Here is a 19,761-nt window from a genome sequence, read left to right as displayed (position 1 = left end):
GTCCTAAAGGCTGTAGGACTTATGATTTACACATATATTCAGATGAAGGGAATAGCTCAGCCGTGGCGCAGGCTGCCATCCAGGGACAGGATGGGGCCATACAGCGCCGGGCGACGGTCGCGGAACACGCCCCAGCCGGCGCGGATCCGGGCAATGGCGTCCAGGTCAAACTCCTGCACCAGCACCGTTTCCGAACTCCGGTCCGCCTCCACCAGCTTCGCCCCCTTGCAATCGGTGATGAAGGAGGAACCGTAGAAGGTGATGCTGCCCGTCTGGAACGTCTCTTTCCCGATGCGGTTGCTGGCGATGACGGGCATCAGGTTGGCACCGGCATGGCCCTGCATCACGCGCTGCCAGTGATCGCGGCTGTCCAGACTGTCATCCTGCGGTTCCGACCCGATGGCGGTGGGGTAGAACAGCAGTTCCGCCCCCTGCAGCGCCATGACGCGCGCGGCCTCCGGGAACCATTGATCCCAGCAGATGGCGGTGCCGATGCGGGCGTAGCGCGTCTGATAGGTCTGAAAACCCGTATCGCCGGGATTGAAATAGAACTTTTCCTGATAGCCCGGCCCATCGGGAATATGGCTTTTCCGGTACAGGCCCAGGATCGACCCGTCGGCATCGATGGTGACCAGGGAATTATAGTGCGCGGTATTGGCCTTTTCGAAGAAGGACAGCGGCAGCACCACCGACAGTTCCTTCGCCAGGGCCTGGAAATGCTGGATCAGGCGGTTATTCTCCACCGGGGCCGCCAGTTCGAAATATTCCGGCTTCTGGTCCTGACAGAAATAGGGGGCCTCGAACAGTTCCTGGATCAGGATGATCTGGGCACCCTGTCCATGGGCCTGGCGGACCAACTCCTCTGCCTTGGCGATATTGGCATCGCGGTCCCAGCTGCACGCGAACTGCGTGGCGGCGACACTGACCTTGCGCATCTTGTCCATCCTTCCGGTGCGGTTGGTTCCAGCATAGCCAAGTTTGGGCTGCGGGTCACATGACCCTTGTGCGCGTCTTCAGCACCAGCGCCAGGAAGAAGGGCGCGCCCAGCAGGGCCGTGACGACGCCCAGTTTCAGTTCTGGCCCCGGCCCGCCCAGGCGCAGGGCCGTATCCGCCGCCAGCAGCAGGGCCGCCCCGCCCAGCGCCGACAGCGGAAGCAGGCGTGACGGCTGCGCGCCGGCCAGCGGGCGCAACAGGTGCGGCACGATCAGGCCGATGAAGCCGATGGCCCCCGCCACCGCCACCGCCGCCCCCACGGAAAGGGCCGTGCCCAGGATCACCAGCACACCGGTACGGCGCGGGTTGAAACCCATCGACTGCGCCGTGCCCTCGCCCAGCGACAGGGCATCCAGCCCCCGGCCCGACAGCAGCAGCAGGACAGCGCCCACGCCCATGAAGGGGGCGGCGACGGCGACATGGTTCATGGACCGGTCGGCCAGCGACCCCAGCATCCAGAACACAATCTCCGTCAGGGCAAAGGGATTGGGCGACAGGGACAGGGCCAGCGACGTCAAGGCACCGGCCAGACTGCTGATCGCCACGCCGGCCAGGATCAGGGTCAGGACCGACGCCTGCCGTCCGGCCAGCAGATAAAGCAGGGTGACGGCGATCAGGGCACCGGCCATCCCGCCCAGGGGCAGGGCCAGGGGGAAGACCAGACTGGCGCCGGAATAAAAGGCGATGACGGCCCCCAAACCGGCGCTGGCCGACACGCCGATGACACCGGGCTCGGCCAGTGGGTTGCGCAGCAGCCCCTGCAACGCCGCCCCCGACAGGCCCAGGACAGCGCCGATCCCCGCCCCCAGCAGGGCGCGGGGCAGGCGGATATCGGCGAAGATCACCACCGCCGTGCCGTCCCCGCCGGTCCACCATTCCGCAATGGCCAACGGCAGCGACACCGCCGCCGGCCCCACGGCCAGCGAGGTTGCGAAGAACAGAATCAGGGCGGCGAACAGCAGCAGGGGCACAGTACGGGTCATGGCGAAACCTGGGTTGAAAGCACGCTTGCGCGGGCGGCGGCCAGCAGGGCGACAGCATCGGCGGTAAACGGCCCGCCGCAGGTCCAGAGTTTGCCGGGCACGGTGGGCCGGGCATGGGCGGGAACGGCACGGGACAGGGCCGGATGGGTCAGCATCTGCCCGTTGAGCGAGGGATGGCCCTTCTCATCGGTATTGGCGATCAGCAGGTTGGGCGGATCGGCGGCCACGGTCTCCACCGGCAGATAGCCATAGCCGTTGAGCCCCTTATCGGCGGCGTAGTTCGTCAGGCCCGCCGCGCGCATCACGGCATCGGACAGGGTACCCGACCCGGCGGTGAAGGCGCCGGGGGCCAGCGACAGCACGCGCGGGCGGCGCGTATCATCCGCCGCCGGGCCTGCCGCCGCCAGGGTGGCATCCATGCGGGCGATCAGGTCCTCACCCCGGTCCGCCACATCCAGGGCGGCGGCCACCTGGCGGATCTGCGCGCGGATGCCGTCGAAATCATTGACCAGCCCCACCTCCATCACCGCCACACCACGGGCGCGCAGCAGGGCGACGGTGGGGCGGGTGGTATAGGTGCCGACCAGCACCAGATCGGGCTTCAGCGGCAGAACCTCTTCCGCCATGCCCTGCACCAGGGGGATGGACCCGACCTGACCCGACAGGGCCGACAGGCCGGGATCGGCGGCCAGAAAGGACAGGGCGGCGATTCGGTCACGCGGCAGAAGCGCCAGGGCCAACTGATCGGTACAGAGGTTCAGCGACACCACCCGCGCCGGCCCCGCTTTCGCCGCAATCGGCGACAGGCCCGCCATCATGGCGACACAGAGCAGACCGAAGACGATAAGGCCGGTGGACCCCCGCCTTTCGCGGGGATTGGCGGCGGGCTTGGCTGGCACGATGCTATCCTTGGACCCGGACCGCCGATGAACCGGCGGGCGCGACTTTATAATGCATAGTGCGGTCGCGACGGAACGGGCAAGGCGGGGGGAGGCGTCGATGAAGGAACGGCGGCCACGCATCGGGATCACCGGCAGTGCGGGCACAGGCAAGACCAGCCTGGCCGCGACGGTATCGGGCCTGCTGCATCTGCCCCTGCGGCGGGAGGCGATGCGCGACCGGCTTCTGGCCGGGTTCGACCCGCACGCACTGTCGCGCGACGGGCACAGGCGCATGATTGCGGGCGATGCCGACGATCTGGCGCTGGACCTGGCGCGGGCACGCGACGGGCTGATCACCGACCGCACGCCGCTGGACATGGCCGCCTTCTGGCTGGTCAACGGCTTTGCCGTGGATGACCCGGCGGGGACGGAGGCGCTGCTGGCCCGCGCCGTCTGTGCCATGGCCGATTATGATCTGGTGGTGCTGCTGCCCTGGGGCGAACGGCCCATCGCGGCGGATGGGGTCCGCTCCACCAACCCTTGGATGCAGCTGCATTTCCAGACAGTGGTGGAGGGGCTGTGTCGGCTCTATGTCGCCCCCGAACGGCTGCTGTTCACGCGCGGCGGCGTGCCCGCGGAGATGACGGCGACGCTGATCATGGAAAAGGTGAGTGCTTAAACTCAGCTAAAATCATCGTCGTCATCATCGGGGGCCGGCATGGTGGCACCGGTGGTGATGGCGTCGGCCAGATTGGCACCCCGGATATTGGCTTCCAGCAGGTTGGCACCCGACAGGTCCGACCCGCGCAGATCGGCACCCGACAGATTGACGCCGCGCATGGAGGCACGGGTCAGGCTGGCCTGCACGATGATGGTGTTGGACAGGTTGGCGGGCCATTTCCGGCCCGTGCCGCGCCCGTTCGGCCCCTTGATTTCCACCGATCCAATCTTGGCATTGTCCAGCTTGGCACCCGACAGGTTGCTGCCCCGCAGATTGGCACCGTCCAGCGTCGCCCCCGTCAGATCGGCGAAATTCAGCGCCGCCCCTGCCAGATCGGCCATCACGAACAGACAGTCGCGCAGTTTGGCACCCGAAAAATTCACACCCTTCAGATTGGCCCCGCCCAAATTGGCCCCGTTCAGGTCGATATGTGACAAGTCCTGGCCTTCCAGGTCGGCGCGTTCGCCCTTGTCACCATTGCTGGTGATCCAGGCCTGATGCTGGGTCAGGATGCGCTGAATGGTGCCGGAGAAGGTTTCAGCAGACCGGCTGAAATTGGCCCCCAGCATATCGACATTGGACAGGTCGACCCCTTCCAGGTTGGCCCCCTGCAAATCGGCATTGCGCAGATTGGCCCCCGACAGGACTGCGCCCGACAGGTTGACGTCGCGCAGCTTGGCACCCATCAGGTTGGCGCTGTTCAGGTTGACGCCGCGCATGTCGCAGCCGGCGAAATTGGCGCTTTTCATCACCGACCGCGCCATGTTGCAGCCGGCCATCTGCGCGCCCGAACAATCGGCCCCGACCAGCGAACATTCCGACAGGTCGGCCCCGGCCAGATTGGCGTTGGACAGCGTGGCGTCATCCATGTCGGCCCCCCGCAGGTCCGACGGCTCCATCTTCACGCTACCCGGCGCGCGCCGGTCCAGCAGCGCCCCGCCGCGCAGATCGGCCCCGCGCAGGATGGCGCATTTCAACCGCGCCCCGCGCAGATGTGCGCCGCGCAGGTCGGCATTGGTCAGGTTGGTGTTCACCAGGATGGCGCGCGACAGCCGGGCCGCGAACAGATCCGCCGCCGTCAGATTGGCCGCCGTGAAATCGCAATCGGACAGGTTGGCACCCGACAGCTTGGAATTCTGCAAATTAGCGCCGGAGAAGCTGTGCCCCTGCAGGTCGGCCAGCGCCAGCATGGCCCGGGCACCGCCCGTCAGCCGTTTCAGCCAACGTTCATGCTTGTCGATGACGGCGAGCAGTTCATGAGGCGTCATGATGGGGGGTAACCATTTGGGAGAAAGATGAACTTTTCTTGAACCTGCCACAGGAACGGCCATTTGTGTTAGATGGTTTCTTGACAATTCATACAATCGCCCAAGCCGGAGCCATTCCCGTGGACGGAAAAGCCAGCACCATCCCCACCCGGCACATCGTGTCCGCCTTCGACGAACAGCTTAACATCCTGCACGATCTGGTGCGGCAGATGGGCGTGCTGGCGGAACGGCAGATCACGGATGCCGTGACGGCCATGACCGACCGCAACACCGATCTGGCCAGCCAGGTCATGGCCAAGGACGGGGAACTGGACGAGTTGGAACGCAAGGTGGAGGCGCAGACCGTCCGTCTGCTGGCCCTGCGTCATCCCAAGGCCAATGACCTGCGCGATGTCATCGGCGCCCTGCGTGTCGCCAATAATCTGGAGCGAATCGGCGATTTCGCGGCCAATGTCGCCAAACGCTCCTTCGTGCTGCAATCGCAGCCGGAAGTGTCGCTGGCCCGGTCCATGCTGCCCATCGGTCGGGCCGTGGCCGACATGCTGTCCACCGTCATGAAGGCCTACGAGGAAGATGACGCCCAGACCGCGCTGGCCGTGCGCGAACGGGACGAGGAAGTGGACCGCGCCTATACCGCGCTGTTCCGCGAATTGCTGACCTATATGATGGAAAGCCCGGCCCGCATCACGGCCTGCACCCATCTGCTGTTCGCGGCCAAGAACCTGGAACGGATCGGCGATCACGCCACCAATATCGCGGAGACCCTGTGCTTCCGCGTCCAGGGCCAGAAGCTGGAGGCCGACAGGCCCAAGGGCGACGACACCAGCGGCATGACGGTGATGCCGGCCTGACACCCTGCCTCCGACTTCACGCCTAGACAAGTTTGGTGACTTGGCAAAAGGGCGGGGACGCCCCAAGTCTTCATCGGGCGCTGGGGCCGCGATGGGGAAGTCGGTGGCCGAATGAGTGACGCATTCATCCTGGAACCGCTGGTGGATCGCGCGGCATTGCGCCATCCCTGCCTGCGCCTGCTGTTCGATGCCTGGCAGGCGGCCATCATGCCGGGCCAGACCATGCCCACCATCGCGGACCTGCTGCCCCCGGCGCAGGCCGTGGCCGCCGATCACCTCTGGTGGCTGGAGCAAGGGCCGGGCGGCGGGTCGAAGGATTTCATCGGGCGCGGGTTTGGCCGGCAGACGGTGGTCAATTACGGCATCGACCCGACAGGTCGCCCCATTATCGAGTTTGCACGCCAGCCCATTTTCGGTCGCATCCTGCGCGTGCTCGGCACCGTTGCCGAGGCGCAGACCCCGCATCGGTTCGCCGCCGACCAGTCGGTGATGTCACACGGTGCCCTGCATGATGTGGAGGCGCTGGCCCTGCCTGTCGCCAGGCCCGACGGTTCCTTCTGGGGTGTGCTGGGCGCGACGCGGGCGCGGGAGTTCTAGGCACATGGCCTCAATCGCCGGCGCTGTTTCCGGGTAACCGAAGACAACTCTGGTCCTGGCACGGCGATTGCTTCTCTTTCCGGCAAGCCACCGCACCAGCCGGATGAACCGCCATGAACCGCACCGTCCCCTACCGCCGCCGCCTTGCCGCCAACAGCCTTGCATCCGTCATGGCCATGGCGCTTTGCCTGGGTCTGGCCGGCTGTTCCGGGCGGCCGGTGGCGGTGTCGATCCCCATGAAGCCGCAGCCGGTGCTGCAATCGGCGGGGCAGTGGCAGGTGGTGGCTGATGACGTCGCCTCGGCAATTTCCGCCCATCTGGAATTTCAGATGGGCAGGAAGGTGCCGGTGCAGGTCTATATGATGCGGCGCGACGATACCTTGTTTGCCGATGCCTTCCTGTCAGCGGTGACAACCCGGCTGGTGCAGCAGGGGCATCTGGTCTCCGTCGATGCGCGGCCCGACGTGGTGGCGGTGGGTATCGATGTGCTGACCGTCAAGAGCAGCGGCCCGCGCATCGCGGCCGATCCGTTCCCCGGCCCCCTGACCCTGCTGGCGGCGGGCGTGGGGCTGGCCTCGCACCTGTCGGGCGGCGATCTGGCCAAGTTCCCCTGGGGCATTTCGGCGGGTGTCGCTGCGGTCGGGCTGGAAGCGCTGAAATCCAAGCCGATGGAGACGGATACGGAAATGGTCCTCACCGTCTCCGTGGCGCGCGAAGGCTATTACACCTTCCGCACCAGTGCCGTTTACTATGTGAACAGCGATGATCTCTGGCACTATAACGGTGAGCCGGGCCTGGGCGGGCGGCGCAGCGTGAACCTGAATTCCGTGCCGCAGGGGGCCGTGATGTATGACATCGCCGGCAAGCCCTATGTGGTGAAGTAGCAAACGTTTTCCTCAAGCGCCGGCGCTGCATCCGCAGCTTGGCTTACGCGGCATGGGCCGCGCGGCGGCAGTCGCCGCCGGAACCGCTTCCGGTTGCCGGAAGCGGTTCTATCGCCGTTCCTTTACCGTCAGCAGCAGGCCAAGGCCCAGCAGGAACAGCAGGATGACGGTCGCCATGCCGGCCCGTTGCGTGCCAAGGGCGGTGACCGCCAAACCATAGGCCAGCGGACCCAGCACGCCGACGGCGCGGCCCGTCAGGGCATAGATGCCGAAAAATTCCGTCTCCAGCCCCGGCGGGGAGATGCGGGCCATCATGGAGCGGGCGGCGGCCTGTGCCGGGCCGAAGAAGATGCCCAGCCCCATGCCCAGCAACAGCAGCCATTGCTGATCCGGCGTGAATTCCAGCGGTAGCGACAAGGCTGGCGCCCAGGCCCAGGCGCCGGTGCCGATCAGCACCATGGAGGTGCCGGTGATGATCAGGCCGATCAGGCTGATGATCAGGGTCGGTTTGGCCCCGATCCGGTCATCGGCCCAGGCGAAGCCGATGGCCCCCAGGCCGGCGGCCACGTTCAGGGCGATGGCGAACAGGATCAACTGCGCCTCCACCATGCCGAAGACGATGCCGGCATAGATGCCGCCAAAGGCCGTGATGGTGTTGATCCCGTCGCGCCAGAGCGCGCTGGCGATCAGAAAACGCAAAGTGTTGGCATGGGCCGGCATGGCGCGGATGGTGGTCTTCAGGCTGGCCCAGCCTTCGCGCACGGCCCGTGCCGCCGTGATCCCGGCTTCCGGCATCCGGTCCGGCACCAGCAGGAACAAGGGCAGGGCAAACAGCCCGTACCAGATGGCGACCAGGACGGAGGTGGCGCGCACCGGTTCCGCCCCTTCCGTGCCGATCAGGCCGAACAGGGGCGGGTCGGCGCGCAGCAGCAGCACCAGACACAGAACCAGACAGACCAGCCCGCCCAGATAACCCACCCCCCAGCCCCAGCCCGACACACGGCCCAGATGGCCGCGCGGGGTGATGACGGGCAGCAGGGCATTATAGAAGACGTTGGACAGTTCGAACGCCGTGCTGGCGATGCCCACCAGGATCAGGGCCGGCAGGGCATAGGCGGGATCGGGGCGGATCAGCCAGAGCAGGGCCGACCCGCCCACGGCGATGGTGGTGCAGACCGCCAGCCAGGGCTTGATCCGCCCACCCCGGTCGGCAATGGCCCCCAGGACGGGGGAGAGCAGGGCGATGATCAGCCCCGACAGGCCCAGCATGAAGGCCCAGTCCGCCGAGCCGGCATCGGGGTTGGCCGACACGCCCTTGGTGAAATAGACCGAAAAGACGAAGGTGCCGATGACGGTATTGAAGGCCGACATGGCCCAGTCATACAGGCACCAGCCCGCGACGGCGGAGGGGCGCAGGCTTTTTGCGTCCATGGTGTCAGGCGACCGTGTAACGGGCACGCGCCCCGCGTTCCAGGGCGGCGGCGGTCAGCCGGTCCACCTCCAGCCCGTGGCGCAGCATCTCCAGCAGGCGCAGTTCCTCCTGGCTGGCGGTGCGGTCGGCGGCCACCACCTCACAGGCCAGCATATAGGCGGTTTCCCGCAGCGATTTGGGCAGCGAGCGCTTGATCATGGCGATGGCCGCGTCCAGCCCGTCAGGATCGCCCAGGATGTCGGTGCATTCCTGCGCCACCTGCGGCAGCTTGTGCGGGTCGAAATCCGCGAAGACGGGCAGGAAGCGGATATTCTCGCCCATCGCGTGCAGTTCCGCGTCGGTCATGTCGCCATCCGATGCCGAGGTCAGCACCATGGCAAAGATCAGGGCGCGGTGATGATCGATCATCCTGTTCTCCTGTTGTGTGGGCACAATTGATTGACCTTCAGCCAACCCTTTATGCCCCTTAACCGCCTGTTCCTGGCTTCCAAAGGCGATGCCCTATCCCCGCCAGTAGGGTGGAAGCGGCGCGGCCCGTCAAGCGGCACGGGATGGTTACCGCATCGGCAGGGGGAGGGGCAGGCCGGCACTTTCGGTCCAGACGATGCGTGAGGCCGGCAGGGTCAGGGTGACCACCGTCCCCTGCCCGAACACGCTTTCAATCGACAGCCGCCCCCCATGCAGTTCCGCCAGTCCCTTGGACAGGGTCAGGCCCAGGCCGGTGCCGGGGTTGGAGCGGGCATAGACATTATCGACCTGATGGAAGGGCACGAAGACCTTGGACAGGTCCTCCGGTTTGATACCGATGCCGGTATCGCTGACCGCCACGGCCACCCCGCGCGAGGGATCGACGCTGGCTGTCAGCTTCACGGTGCCGCCGGGGGAGGTGAATTTCACGGCGTTCGACATCAGGTTCAGGATGATCTGCTTGAACTTCACATCATCCACAAGGATCGGCGGCACGCCGTCCGCCACCTCCACCACCAGATTGAGGCGGCGTTCCATGGCGCGGGCCCGCACAATGCGCTCACACCCGCGCACCAGCTCCTCCATCCCGCAGATCCGTTCCCGCAGCTCCACCCGCCCCGCCTCCATCTTGGACACGTCCAGGATGTCGTTGATCAGGTTCAACAGATGGCGACCCGACGCGATGATGTCACCGGCATAGGCGACGGAACTGTCATTCTGGCCGCGCTTGTCATTGGCCTTCATCTCGCTTTCCAGCACCTCGGCAAAGCCGATGATGGCGTTCAGGGGCGTGCGCAGTTCATGGCTCATATTGGCCAGGAACTCTGACTTGGTGCGGCTGCCAAGCTCGGCCTGCGCCTTGGCCTGTTCCAGCTGTTCGGCGGCGCGGCGGCTGGTGATGGCCAGGGCCGCCAGCTGTACCGCGCGCCTTGCACGCTCCATCTCCCAATCATGGGGTTCGCGCGCCGCCTCCCCATAGATGGCGAAGGCACCCAGCGGCTCCCCATCGCCCGACAGGATGGGCAGGGACCAGCAGGATTGCAGCCCCTCCGCCAGCACCAGATCCTTGTACAGGTGCCAGCGCGGGTCATGCGCGACATCGGTGACGATGACGGGCGTGCGGCGATAAAGGGCGGAACCGCAGGACCCGACCTCCGGCCCGATAGCCACACCCTCATAGGCATCCCGCAAGCGGGGCGGGAAGCTGGGGGCGGCGGCCACGGTGATATGCACCCCATCCTCGCGCAGCAGCAGGATGGTGCAGCGCGCCCCGTCCAGCTGTTCCTCGGTTCCCCGGCAGAGCGCGTCCAGCACCTCGGCCAGCGGCGCGCCGGCGGCGGCCATTTCCAGGATGGAGCGTTCGACGGTCAGCAGCCGCTCCATGCGCCCGCGCTCCCGATTCTCCTTGCGCAACTGTCTTGCATTTTCCTTGAAGACGCGGACGGCGGCCATCATGGCCGCCACCTCCACGCCCACGCCCTTGATTTCCGGCAGGGCGACGGCATGGTCGCCGCCGGCCAGGGCGCGCATGGCATCGGTCATCTGCTGAATGGGCCGCAACACGCGGACGCGCATCATCCATGCGGCGAAGATAAGCGCCACCAGGGAGATCATCAGTTCGAACGCATCGACCCATAATTTCTGTCGGGCCAGCAGCCGGTTCTGTTCGGTCGCGGCCGCCGCGACCGATACGGCGGCCCCCACCAGATCGCTGGCGGCGTTCAGCAGGCTGGTGCCGTTGCGCAGCAGTTCCGGCATGCGGCCCCGCGCTTCCCCCCGGCTGGCGGCATCCAGGATGGCGGCGCGTAGCGGCAGGTAGCGCTGGAAGAACGCCGCCTCCATCTGACGCAAGGCGGCCTGCGTGGTTTCCGGGAACAGGGTTGGGTCGCCGACGTCACGGACCAGTTGCCAGACCTGTTCCACCTGCGCCAGGGAAACGTTCGCCATTTGCAGATCGGGTGGACCGCTGGCACCCGCGATCCGGTACATCAGGCCCATATCGTTGCCGACCTGGGCGCGCAGCCGAATCGTCTCCCGCGTCAGCATTTCCGCCGCCGCCGCCTCACCCCCCACCGACAGGGCGGGCTTGTTGATTTCCCGCAGCAGGGTCAGCAGTGCCGTCAGGTAGGAGCGCGAGGCATCGCGCCACTCGGCGATCATCATTGTATTGTCGGTGGGGCTGGGGCCCGCCGCCTCCAGCGACCGGCCATCCTGCAGGCGCGTCAGCAGCGCCTCCATCCCTTCCCGCAACTCGCGCACGCGCGACAGGGCCACGCGCAGGGAGCCCACATCCTCCGACAGGGAACTTTCCGTTCCCGTCTGGTCCAGCCGGTCCAATGCTGCCAGGGCGGCACGGTCGGTTTCGTTGCGATGGCGGTCGATCTGCGGGCGCAGGGCCGCTTCCGGCGCGTTCTGTGTCCGGGCCGCCTCCAGCACCAGATTGATCATGCCGGCTTCGATGCCATGGTCGCGGGCGGCAACCAGCAGGTCGCGGCTGACCTGCTTCAGATTGGCGATGTCAGCCGCCTGCCGGTATGCCCGCCAGCCCGCCTGCATGTCGATGGCCGTTCCGGCAAGCTGGACACCGGCCACGAGAGCCAGACCGCCCATCAATACTCTGCGCATGGAGCCCCCCGCCAACCCGGCACAGGGGTGCCGGCTGGGCTTCGAGATAACGTGCCCAGTCTACGTTCGCGCGGGCAGCCCCGCAATATTTGCGATGACTTGACTAGAAGATTGAAAATGACAGTGAATTCAATCCGCGTCGCGCAGGCGGATGATCACGTCGACGCGGGCCACCTGCGTGCCTTCGGGCAGGCAGGGCAGGTCGGGCAGCACCAACTTGGTGCAGCAGATATCCTGCAAATGGCGGCTGTTCTCATGGAAGAAATGGTGATGGTCGCCGATATTGGTGTCGAACCAGGTGCTTCCCGCCTCCACCACCACCTCCCGCAGCAGGCCCGCATCGCGGAACTGGTTCAGGGTATTGTAGACCGTGGCCAGCGACACCTTCACCCCCGTCGCCACCGCTTCGGCATGCAGCTGTTCCGCCGTCACATGGCGGTGGCCGCCCCGAAACAGCAGGCTGCCCAGATCGACACGCTGCCGCGTGGGGCGCAGGCCGGCGCCGCACAGGCGGGCCATGATCAGGCAGGGTTCGGCTGTATCGGATTTCTTGGGGGACAGGCTGTCAGGCATCGCAGGGATCGGCGCGGTCGGGGAGTGAACGACAGCCGACATGTGGGGTAGGCTCACCCCCTTTGACAAGGGGCTATGACGAAGATCACAGCTGCGCAGAAATATCAGGCACGGCCCATGGGGCCGCCATCCTCGTCTTCGTCGTCCGCCTCGTCGCCGATCTCATCATCAAGGCTGTCGAGCAGATCGTCATCGTCCAGCAGGTCGGCCAGACTGAACCCGTCCGACAGCTCATCCTCATCCTCGTGGATTTCGGTGCTATCGGTGATGCCGACCACGGCGCGGCGGATTTCCTGTTCCAGCATGGCCAGCGTGGTGCGTTCCAGATCGCCCCCGCGCGAGGATTGGGGGAAGGCAAAGCTGAACAGGGCGACGGTGGTCTTTCCCTCCAGGGCAGCGCCACGCATCCACAGGAAGAAGCGCAGCTGCTCGCCATCCTCCTCCCCGTCGGTGACGAAGCGGGCCATCACCTCCCCGTCGGGCAACCATTCCACCGATCCTTCGCCCACGCGCCCGTCAGGGCCTTCGGCGAATTGCTCGGCGGTCTGGCGCAGGACGGCGCGGGCCAGGATTTCCCCCTCATCGCCGGCATGGTCGAACTGGTGCATGGCGACACGCAGGGTGCCGCCGCCATCAATCTCCCGATGAAACAGGGTCAGGTCGCCTTCCTGCGAACTCTCCCAGTCCCAGGGAAGGCGGAACCTTATACTGTCCCCATGCCAGACATTGCGCATGGTGACGCGCTGCACCGGACCCTGAACGGGGCCGGGATGGAACTTGATGCGCGCCGCCTCCTCCCCCAACCGGTCGATCAGGTCGGACAGTTCGGGGTCATCGGCGCTGTCGCTGGGCACCAGCAATTGCAGGGTGACAACGCGGACATGGTCGGGCGGCTGGAAATCCGCCACCTTCCAGACGAAAATCTGCCGGTCGGGCGGCTGTGCCACGGCATAGGCGATCCAATGCCGTTCATCGGCATCCTGCGGCCCCTCGCCCGCCTCCATCGACGGCAGGATGCCGCGCGGCAGCACATTCTCCCGGTCCAGATACTGGATCGCCTCTTCCGCCCGCACACCATAGGGGTTGCGGTAGGTGACGATGGAGATCAGCAGGTCGACCGGATGCACCCCCGGCGACTGAAAGGCCAGGCCGCCATCGTCCCGCGACAGCCGCTGCCAGCTTGACGGAACCCGCAAACTGACCAGCCCACCGCGCAGGGCGACGGGGTTCCAGTCGGCTGTTTGCTCGCTATCGAAGGTTTCGTCTCTCATAAGGGGGAATCTAGGCGCGTTGGCGTCTCGAGTCCATGATTGGCGCGTGACACTGTCATGTCCTTGCGCTTTTTTGAGGCCGCGCGACCCGCGCGACACGCAGGGCAGGGGATGAGACGGGCATGGTGATGCAGGCGGAAGGTTTTCGGATGCTGCCCGGATATCTGGATCGCGAGGCTCAGAAGTCCATCCTGGCCCTGGTGGATGCCATCGCGGCGGAAGCGCCCTTCACCCGCTATGTCATGCCGCGCACGGGCCGCCCCTTCTCCATCGACATGACCAATGCCGGCAGCCAGGGCTGGATCGCCGACCGGCAGAGCTATCGCTATTCCCCCGTCCATCCGATCACGGGCCGGCCCTGGCCCGCCATCCCGGACGCGCTGCTGGCCCTGTGGCGCGACCTGACGCGCTATGGCCATGACCCGGAATGCTGCCTGATCAACCATTACCAGGGGGAGGGGGCCAAGCTGTCCCTGCATCGGGACGAGGATGAGGCGGCCAAGGACGCCCCCATCTTGAACATCTCCCTGGGCGATACCGGCATGTTCCGCCTGGGTGGGCCGGCGCGCAATGACCCCACCCGGTCATTTCCTGTGGAAAGCGGGACCGTGATGATCTTCGCGGGGCCGTCGCGGATGTATTATCACGGCGTAGACCGGCTGCGCGTCGGCTCCTCCCGCCTGCTGCCACAGGGGGGACGGCTGAACCTGACCCTGCGGAGGGTGACGGTTCCTTGAGGGTTGTGCCTCAGGCGCCGGCGCTGCATCCGCAGCTTGGCTTCACGCGGCACGAGCCGCGCGGCGGCCGTCGCCGCCGGAGCGGTCTGCGGAAACCGCAAACCGCTCAATGGTGGCATGACTGCTTGCGATGCGATCGGCCCCCGTCGTTACCGCGCCAGTTCCACCTTGCCGGGGCCGACATGATAGATCTTGGGTGTGCCGTCATGGCCGGCCAGACTGACGCGGCCGGGGCCGGTCATCAGGACGCGGGGGTCCTTGGCCTTGCCGTTGAAATCAACCGTGCCGGGGCCGGTAACGCCCACGGCCATGCTGTCCACCTGGCCGCCGCCGATGGTCAGGGTGCCGGGGCCGGGAATGGCGGCGGCCAGACGGCCAGCCAGCATATCAACCCGGACATCGCCGGGACCGGGCATGGACAGGGACAGGCCGTCACTGATAGTGGCCAGCTTGACCGCACCATTGCCGTTCAGTTCGATGGCGGCGCTGCCGACATGGCCCATCCGCACCTCGCCATCGCCGGCCAGCTGTACCCCGACCAGACCCTTCACATCGCCGACCGAGACAGTGCCCGACTGGGTGATGCGCACGCGCACCGACTCCAGCGAACCCAGCTTCATCTCGCCATTGGCCAGTTCCAGCCGGGCCGGGGCGCCCAGATCGCCATCCACCGTCAGGTCGCCCGTGAAATTGTTGACCAGCAGCGGCGTGCCGCGCGGGACCGACAGTTCCAGGGTGACGGCAGGCTGGCTCTGCGGTCCCGGCCCCGTGATCCACAGCACCCCATCCTCGATGGACAGGTTGTAGCGCTTGCGGCTGTTTTCCAGTGAGAACAGGATGCCGTCGGCGGCGTCATCCACCACCTTGATCCGCACGCTGCCCATGACCCCGGCCAGACGCAGGCCCGATGGCGCATCCGCCATGGCCGACAGGCGGTTGCTGCCATCGGCGGCCGTGTTGCGATCCAGATAGCGGATATCGCCGTCGCGCCGATTCCGGCTGCGGTCGGCCTTGGCAGTTGCGGCCTTGGCGGCGGCTTCGATCTGTTCGGAGACAGAGCGGTTGATGGCCCCCATATCGACGGCGCGGCCATCACCCATTTCCATCCGCCGGGCCTTTTCGGCCATGCGTTCGGCCACCCGGTCCTGCACCCGATCCGCGATGCGGTCATCGATATGCAGGTTGATGCCGCCATCGCCCAGCGACATCTCAATCTTATGGCCCAGCTTGGCCAGTCGGTCATCCGACCCGGACGGCCCGCCCGCCACCAGCGCCCAGCCAAGGGTGCCGACCAGCACCGCAATGGCCGCGACACCGCCCAGGGGCACACCGGGCTTCAGGCGGGGGCGGGGGGTAAGGGGCGTATAGGCGGGCATGGGCAAACCTCGAAAGGGCGGGCCGTCGGTTGATTGCCCCTATCATAGCGTTTGCATCGGCGGTGTCTGCCGCCGTTTCCCGCCTGCAACAATTTTGGGGCCAGCTGTTACAAACGGCACCGCCGCCGAAAATCAGCCGGTTGCAGGACTGCGTTGTCATAAGACCTTCTACAACCCATTGTCACCTACAAGTAGGTTCAATATGTTCCATGCAACTGATGACCATATTGAACAATAGGACAGACGGTTCCCATGGCCGCCAAGCGTCGTCCCCCCATGAATCCCGAGGATACCGCGCCCGACAGCATGCGGGCCGTGTGCCGCAATGTCGTGGTGGCGGGCAACCGGACCAGTGTCCGAATGGAACCGCTGCTTTGGGACAGTCTGGCCGATATCAGCCGACGCGAGGGGCAGTCGCTGAACGACATCGTGACGATGATCGATGGCCGCCGGGGTGACAGTGCCCTGACGGCGGCGCTGCGCATCTTTATCCTGTCCTATTTCCGCACCGCATCGGACGCGCCCGCCAACCCGCCCGGTCTGGCCGAAGAACAGGTGCCGTTCGGTACCACGGCGGATTATTCGCGCGTGTTCCGCAAGGCGTTGGAGATTTTTGACCAGGATTAGTTTTCAGTTCCTCAAACGCCGGCGCGGCATCCGCCGCTTGGCTTCACGCGGCACGTGCCGCGCGGCGGCGGTCGCCGCCGGTAGGGCGTCCGCAGATTACGTCTCGCAAATCCGCGCGACAGTCACCAGCGCAGGCCGGCGGCGGCCCAGGTGGGGCGGTGAGGGCTGGCGTCGAGCAGCTTTGACAGCAGGGCCGGGCCGGGCAGGGTACCCAGAGGGGCGCCCAGTTCCTCGCGGTGGATGCCGCCCGTGATGAACAGGCTGTCGATGCCGGCGGCATTGGCCCCGGCCACATCGGTGCGCAGACTGTCGCCCACGGCCAGAATGCGGTCCTGGGCGATGCCGCCCAGAAGATCGAAGCAGCGGCGATAGACCGGCGCATACGGCTTGCCGTGATAACGGACATCGCCGCCGATGTCTGCGTAGTGGCGGGCCAGTTCGCCCGCGCAGATCACCAGTTCCTGATCGATCACCACCACCAGATCGGGGTTGGCGCAGAGCATGGGCAGGCCCCGGTCTAGGCAGCGGCGCAGGACAGGATCGTAATCGGCCAGCGTTTCCTCATAGGCGTCAATGCCGGTATTGATGACGAAATCCGCCTGTTCGGGGCTGTCCACCCGCACCCGGTCGGTCAGGCTGTCATAGACGTCATTGTCGCGCGGCGGGCCGATATGGAACAGTTTCGGTCCCAGGGCGGCGTGCCAATCATCGCTGCGGTCGCGCAATGCCTCAAAACTGGCCTCGCCAGAGGTGTAGAGCGCGTCGTAAAGGTCGGGGGGTACCCCCATGGCCGTCAGCTTGGCCTCGGCGGCGGCAATACGGCGGGGTGCGTTGGACAGAAGGCAGACGCGCTTGCCCAGCGTTTTCAGGGTGGATAGACAGTCCACGACGCCCGCATAGGGCTTTACCCCGTCATGTACCACGCCCCACAGGTCCAGGATGAAACCGTCATAACGGTCGGCGACGGCCATCAGGCCGTTGATCATCGGGACGGACATGGAACGTTGCCTTGCAGTGTCGATATTTCCGGGGCCAAGGTGGCGGCGGGAATGCGGCAGGGCAAGGGCGGGCACGGCATGGCAGCCGTGCCCGTGACCGATCACCCGCCGATCAGCACCCGCAGGGCGAAGGTTTCCATCGCGTCGGGCAGATAATCAGCCAGACCGGGGGCCAGCGTCTCATACCGGGTTCGAAAATCGGGATGTGCGCGGTAAATGTCGGCAAGGCTGGCATAGGCGGTGGCATCGGGCCGGCGGCCCCAACTGGCCGTCACCCAGTCCAGATGCCGGTTCAGCAGCGGGTCCAGGCGCGGATCATCGGACGGGACGCCATCGCGCAGTGCCTGGGCGATGGCCGCTTCCACGGCGGCCAGTTCGGCCATATGCGCGGGTTGGTCCAGACCGGCCATGGCCTGTCTGGAGCGGCCGATATCGTCGCGGACGGTGGGGCCGTAACGGTCGACCAGCCAATCCTCATATCCCGCCTGCTTTTCGGGGCTGAAGCCCTGGTACAAAGTCTGTGCATCCATCACGGTTTTTCCTTCCAGCAAGGTGATGGTGAGGTCGATGGTGGAGACCAGATCCCGATACCGTTCCGCCTCGGCCAGCAGATGCCGGCGCTGGGCGCGCAGGGTGTCCAGCCGGTCGAATCCGGGGGCATCCAGCACAAGTGCGATCCGGGACAACGGCAGCCCCAGTTCCCGGTGCAGGAGAATCTGCTGCAAGCGCAGCAGTTCGTCCGGCCCGTAATAGCGGTAGCCGTTTTCCCCCGTCACGGCGGGGCGCAGCAGGCCGATATGGTCGTAATGGTGCAGGGTGCGCACCGACACACCGGCCAGTCGTGACAATTGGCTGACGGTATAACGGCTCATGACCCGATCCCTTCCATGTTCCACACGCCCACCCTTGCTGGGCTATGACGTGGCGTCAGGGTCAAGGGGGAATTTAGAACAGATCGTCGATCTCGCTCTGGTCCATGGTGACGGCGGGGTTGCTGTCCTGGACGGAGCCGTGGACGATGGCGCTGCCCCGGTCGACCAGGGCCTGCAGGCGCTGCCAGTAATCGGCGGCGGTGAAGCCCAGCATGTCGGCATCGTCGCGCATGGCCGACAGAGTGGCCACCGCCTCCACGATCAGGCTGTTCATGTCATTGATCGTATCGTCGAACGGCGCCCGGAATTCGATGGGCACATGCTCATAGGCTTCGATGGCCAGCGGCGCGAAGGCCAGACCCGAATCCTCAAAATGCTGACGATAGGTTTTGGGCGTCCAGGCCACGATTTCGTCCAGCATGTCAGGCATATCGCCCAACATGGACAGCAACATGATCACTTCATTGAAATGATTGAAGTAATCTGTGGACAGCAACGTTCTGTCGTCGATCGTCGTGTCACGGACAAGTTGGCGGTAATGGTCGAGCATGGACGTATCTTGCATGGCATGGTCTCCATACCACAATGTTCGCAAACAATATCCCTAAAATTGCATCTACCCTGTCATCGCGTAACCTCTGCCTTATTTCCTTGTTGAACAATCTTTGTGCAGTAACGGGGCAAAGGGAAGGGGTAACCCCCTATCCTTCCGCAGTTTCCGGTTTCCCCGATTGCCACCCCTGGACCTGTGCCAGGATGTCCGCCGCCGTCATTCCCTGCGCGCGCAGGGTGCGGATGCCGGTGGCACCATCGCGTTTGGACAGGCGTTCCCCCCGGTCGTTCAACAGCAGATCGTGATGGTGATAATCCGGCACGGGCAGGGACAGCAGCGCCTGCAAAAGCCGGTGGACATGGGTGGCGTGGAACAGGTCCACGCCGCGCGTCACCAGGGTCACGCCCTGGATGGCATCATCCACGGTCACCGACAGGTGGTAGGAGGTGCGGACATCACGCCGCGCCAGCACGATATCGCCCAGCAGGCCGGTATCCGCCGTCACCGTCCCCTGCGCCCGGTCATGCCAGGTGAGCGGGCCGGTCAGGGCGGCGGCCCTTGCCACGTTCAGGCGGATGGCATGCGGCTCTCCCGCCGCCACGCGGGCCGCCGCGACATCAGCAGGCAGATGGCGGCAGATGCCGGGATAAAGCGGCCCTTCCGGCCCCATTGAAACCAGATGCGGGGCATTGCCGGCCCGCGCAATCTCGTCCGCGATATCCTTGCGCGAACAGAAACAGGGGTAGGTGACGCCAAGGGCCGCCAGCCGGTCCAAGGCCTTGGCGTAATCATCCATATGGTCGGATTGCCGGCGCACCGGTTCCTCCCAGCAGAAGCCCAGCCAGGCCAGATCTTCCTTCAGCATCACCTCATAATCGGGGCGGCAGCGGTTGGGGTCGATATCCTCAATCCGCAAGATGAAGCGCCCGCCCGCCCGTTTCGCCTCGTTCACGGCGAACAGGCAGGAACGGACATGGCCCAGATGCAGGAAGCCGGTCGGGCTGGGGGCGAATCGGGTGATGACGGGGGGGGCGGGTTCAGTCATGCGCG

At 65.8% G+C, this 19,761-nt stretch carries 20 protein-coding genes; 6 read left to right on the top strand and 14 right to left on the bottom strand.

The window, feature by feature from the left end:
• Positions 1–56: 56 nt before the first annotated feature.
• Genes aguB through ABC729_RS12750 form a run of 3 tightly spaced genes read right to left on the bottom strand, consistent with a single transcriptional unit; the run spans position 57 to position 2,876 of the window.
• Entirely contained in the window at positions 57–935 is an 879-nt protein-coding gene (aguB, locus tag ABC729_RS12760) for an N-carbamoylputrescine amidase (protein ID WP_495607937.1), read from the bottom strand.
• Positions 936–990: 55 nt separating this feature from the next.
• Entirely contained in the window at positions 991–1,977 is a 987-nt protein-coding gene (locus ABC729_RS12755; RefSeq protein ID WP_495607936.1) for a FecCD family ABC transporter permease, read from the bottom strand.
• Positions 1,974–2,876 (bottom strand): ABC transporter substrate-binding protein, encoded by a 903-nt coding sequence (locus ABC729_RS12750; protein WP_495607935.1) that lies wholly within the window; start codon positions 2,874–2,876, stop codon positions 1,974–1,976. The genes ABC729_RS12755 and ABC729_RS12750 overlap by 4 nt, the downstream gene beginning before the upstream one ends.
• 52 nt (positions 2,877–2,928) lie before the next feature.
• On the opposite strand from ABC729_RS12750, the gene ABC729_RS12745 reads away from it, so the two are divergent.
• Positions 2,929–3,537: an AAA family ATPase gene (locus ABC729_RS12745; protein WP_495607934.1), complete on the top strand. Its 609-nt coding sequence runs from the start codon at positions 2,929–2,931 to the stop codon at positions 3,535–3,537.
• Between the two features lie 2 nt (positions 3,538–3,539).
• On the opposite strand, the gene ABC729_RS12740 is transcribed toward ABC729_RS12745, so the two are convergent.
• Positions 3,540–4,847: a pentapeptide repeat-containing protein gene (locus ABC729_RS12740; protein ID WP_495607933.1), complete on the bottom strand. Its 1,308-nt coding sequence runs from the start codon at positions 4,845–4,847 to the stop codon at positions 3,540–3,542.
• Positions 4,848–4,966: 119 nt separating this feature from the next.
• Here ABC729_RS12740 and phoU point away from each other — a divergent pair, with 119 nt between their 5' ends.
• The 3 genes from phoU (at position 4,967) to ABC729_RS12725 (ending at position 7,179) form a co-directional block, all read left to right on the top strand.
• On the top strand, positions 4,967–5,698 hold the full coding sequence (gene phoU / locus ABC729_RS12735; protein WP_495607932.1) for a phosphate signaling complex protein PhoU: 732 nt from the start codon (positions 4,967–4,969) through the stop codon (positions 5,696–5,698).
• Between the two features lie 111 nt (positions 5,699–5,809).
• A complete protein-coding gene (locus ABC729_RS12730; protein ID WP_495607931.1) occupies positions 5,810–6,295 on the top strand; it encodes a PAS domain-containing protein in 486 nt (161 codons plus the stop codon).
• A gap of 113 nt (positions 6,296–6,408) precedes the next feature.
• On the top strand, positions 6,409–7,179 hold the full coding sequence (locus tag ABC729_RS12725) for a hypothetical protein (protein WP_495607930.1): 771 nt from the start codon (positions 6,409–6,411) through the stop codon (positions 7,177–7,179).
• 108 nt (positions 7,180–7,287) lie between these two features.
• On the opposite strand, the gene ABC729_RS12720 is transcribed toward ABC729_RS12725, so the two are convergent.
• The 5 genes from ABC729_RS12720 to ABC729_RS12700 all read right to left on the bottom strand — a co-directional run bounded on the left by ABC729_RS12720 (position 7,288) and on the right by ABC729_RS12700 (position 13,548).
• Positions 7,288–8,610, bottom strand: a complete 1,323-nt coding sequence (locus tag ABC729_RS12720) for an MFS transporter (RefSeq protein ID WP_495607929.1) — start codon at positions 8,608–8,610, stop codon at positions 7,288–7,290.
• Between the two features lie 4 nt (positions 8,611–8,614).
• A complete protein-coding gene (locus ABC729_RS12715; protein ID WP_495607928.1) occupies positions 8,615–9,019 on the bottom strand; it encodes a tellurite resistance TerB family protein in 405 nt (134 codons plus the stop codon).
• 147 nt (positions 9,020–9,166) lie between these two features.
• Entirely contained in the window at positions 9,167–11,704 is a 2,538-nt protein-coding gene (locus ABC729_RS12710) for a GAF domain-containing sensor histidine kinase (protein ID WP_495607927.1), read from the bottom strand.
• Positions 11,705–11,833: 129 nt separating this feature from the next.
• Positions 11,834–12,319 (bottom strand): iron response transcriptional regulator IrrA, encoded by a 486-nt coding sequence (gene irrA / locus ABC729_RS12705; protein WP_495607926.1) that lies wholly within the window; start codon positions 12,317–12,319, stop codon positions 11,834–11,836.
• Positions 12,320–12,381: 62 nt separating this feature from the next.
• Complete coding sequence (locus ABC729_RS12700) at positions 12,382–13,548, bottom strand: hypothetical protein (protein WP_495607925.1); 1,167 nt, start codon at positions 13,546–13,548, stop codon at positions 12,382–12,384.
• 122 nt (positions 13,549–13,670) lie between these two features.
• Here ABC729_RS12700 and ABC729_RS12695 point away from each other — a divergent pair, with 122 nt between their 5' ends.
• Positions 13,671–14,285, top strand: coding sequence for an alpha-ketoglutarate-dependent dioxygenase AlkB family protein (locus ABC729_RS12695; protein WP_495607924.1), 615 nt, complete (start codon positions 13,671–13,673; stop codon positions 14,283–14,285).
• Between the two features lie 149 nt (positions 14,286–14,434).
• On the opposite strand, the gene ABC729_RS12690 is transcribed toward ABC729_RS12695, so the two are convergent.
• Complete coding sequence (locus ABC729_RS12690) at positions 14,435–15,661, bottom strand: head GIN domain-containing protein (protein ID WP_495607923.1); 1,227 nt, start codon at positions 15,659–15,661, stop codon at positions 14,435–14,437.
• Between the two features lie 252 nt (positions 15,662–15,913).
• On the opposite strand from ABC729_RS12690, the gene ABC729_RS12685 reads away from it, so the two are divergent.
• Complete coding sequence (locus ABC729_RS12685) at positions 15,914–16,288, top strand: ribbon-helix-helix domain-containing protein (RefSeq protein WP_495607922.1); 375 nt, start codon at positions 15,914–15,916, stop codon at positions 16,286–16,288.
• Between the two features lie 122 nt (positions 16,289–16,410).
• Here ABC729_RS12685 and ABC729_RS12680 read toward each other — a convergent pair whose 3' ends face one another.
• From ABC729_RS12680 to gluQRS, 4 genes are all read right to left on the bottom strand, one after another.
• Entirely contained in the window at positions 16,411–17,286 is an 876-nt protein-coding gene (locus ABC729_RS12680; RefSeq protein WP_495607921.1) for a TIGR01459 family HAD-type hydrolase, read from the bottom strand.
• A gap of 101 nt (positions 17,287–17,387) precedes the next feature.
• On the bottom strand, positions 17,388–18,158 hold the full coding sequence (locus tag ABC729_RS12675) for a MerR family transcriptional regulator (protein ID WP_495607920.1): 771 nt from the start codon (positions 18,156–18,158) through the stop codon (positions 17,388–17,390).
• A gap of 73 nt (positions 18,159–18,231) precedes the next feature.
• The gene (locus ABC729_RS12670; RefSeq protein WP_495607919.1) at positions 18,232–18,723 is read right to left on the bottom strand and encodes a hypothetical protein; all 492 of its coding nucleotides are present in this window, start codon (positions 18,721–18,723) and stop codon (positions 18,232–18,234) included.
• A gap of 136 nt (positions 18,724–18,859) precedes the next feature.
• Complete coding sequence (gluQRS, locus tag ABC729_RS12665) at positions 18,860–19,756, bottom strand: tRNA glutamyl-Q(34) synthetase GluQRS (RefSeq protein ID WP_495607918.1); 897 nt, start codon at positions 19,754–19,756, stop codon at positions 18,860–18,862.
• Positions 19,757–19,761: the final 5 nt, after the last annotated feature.

The organism is Niveispirillum sp. CC-CTL257 (genome assembly GCF_059489915.1).
The sequence above is the reverse complement of the archived record's forward strand: the minus strand, read 5'-3'. Positions and strand labels throughout refer to the sequence as shown.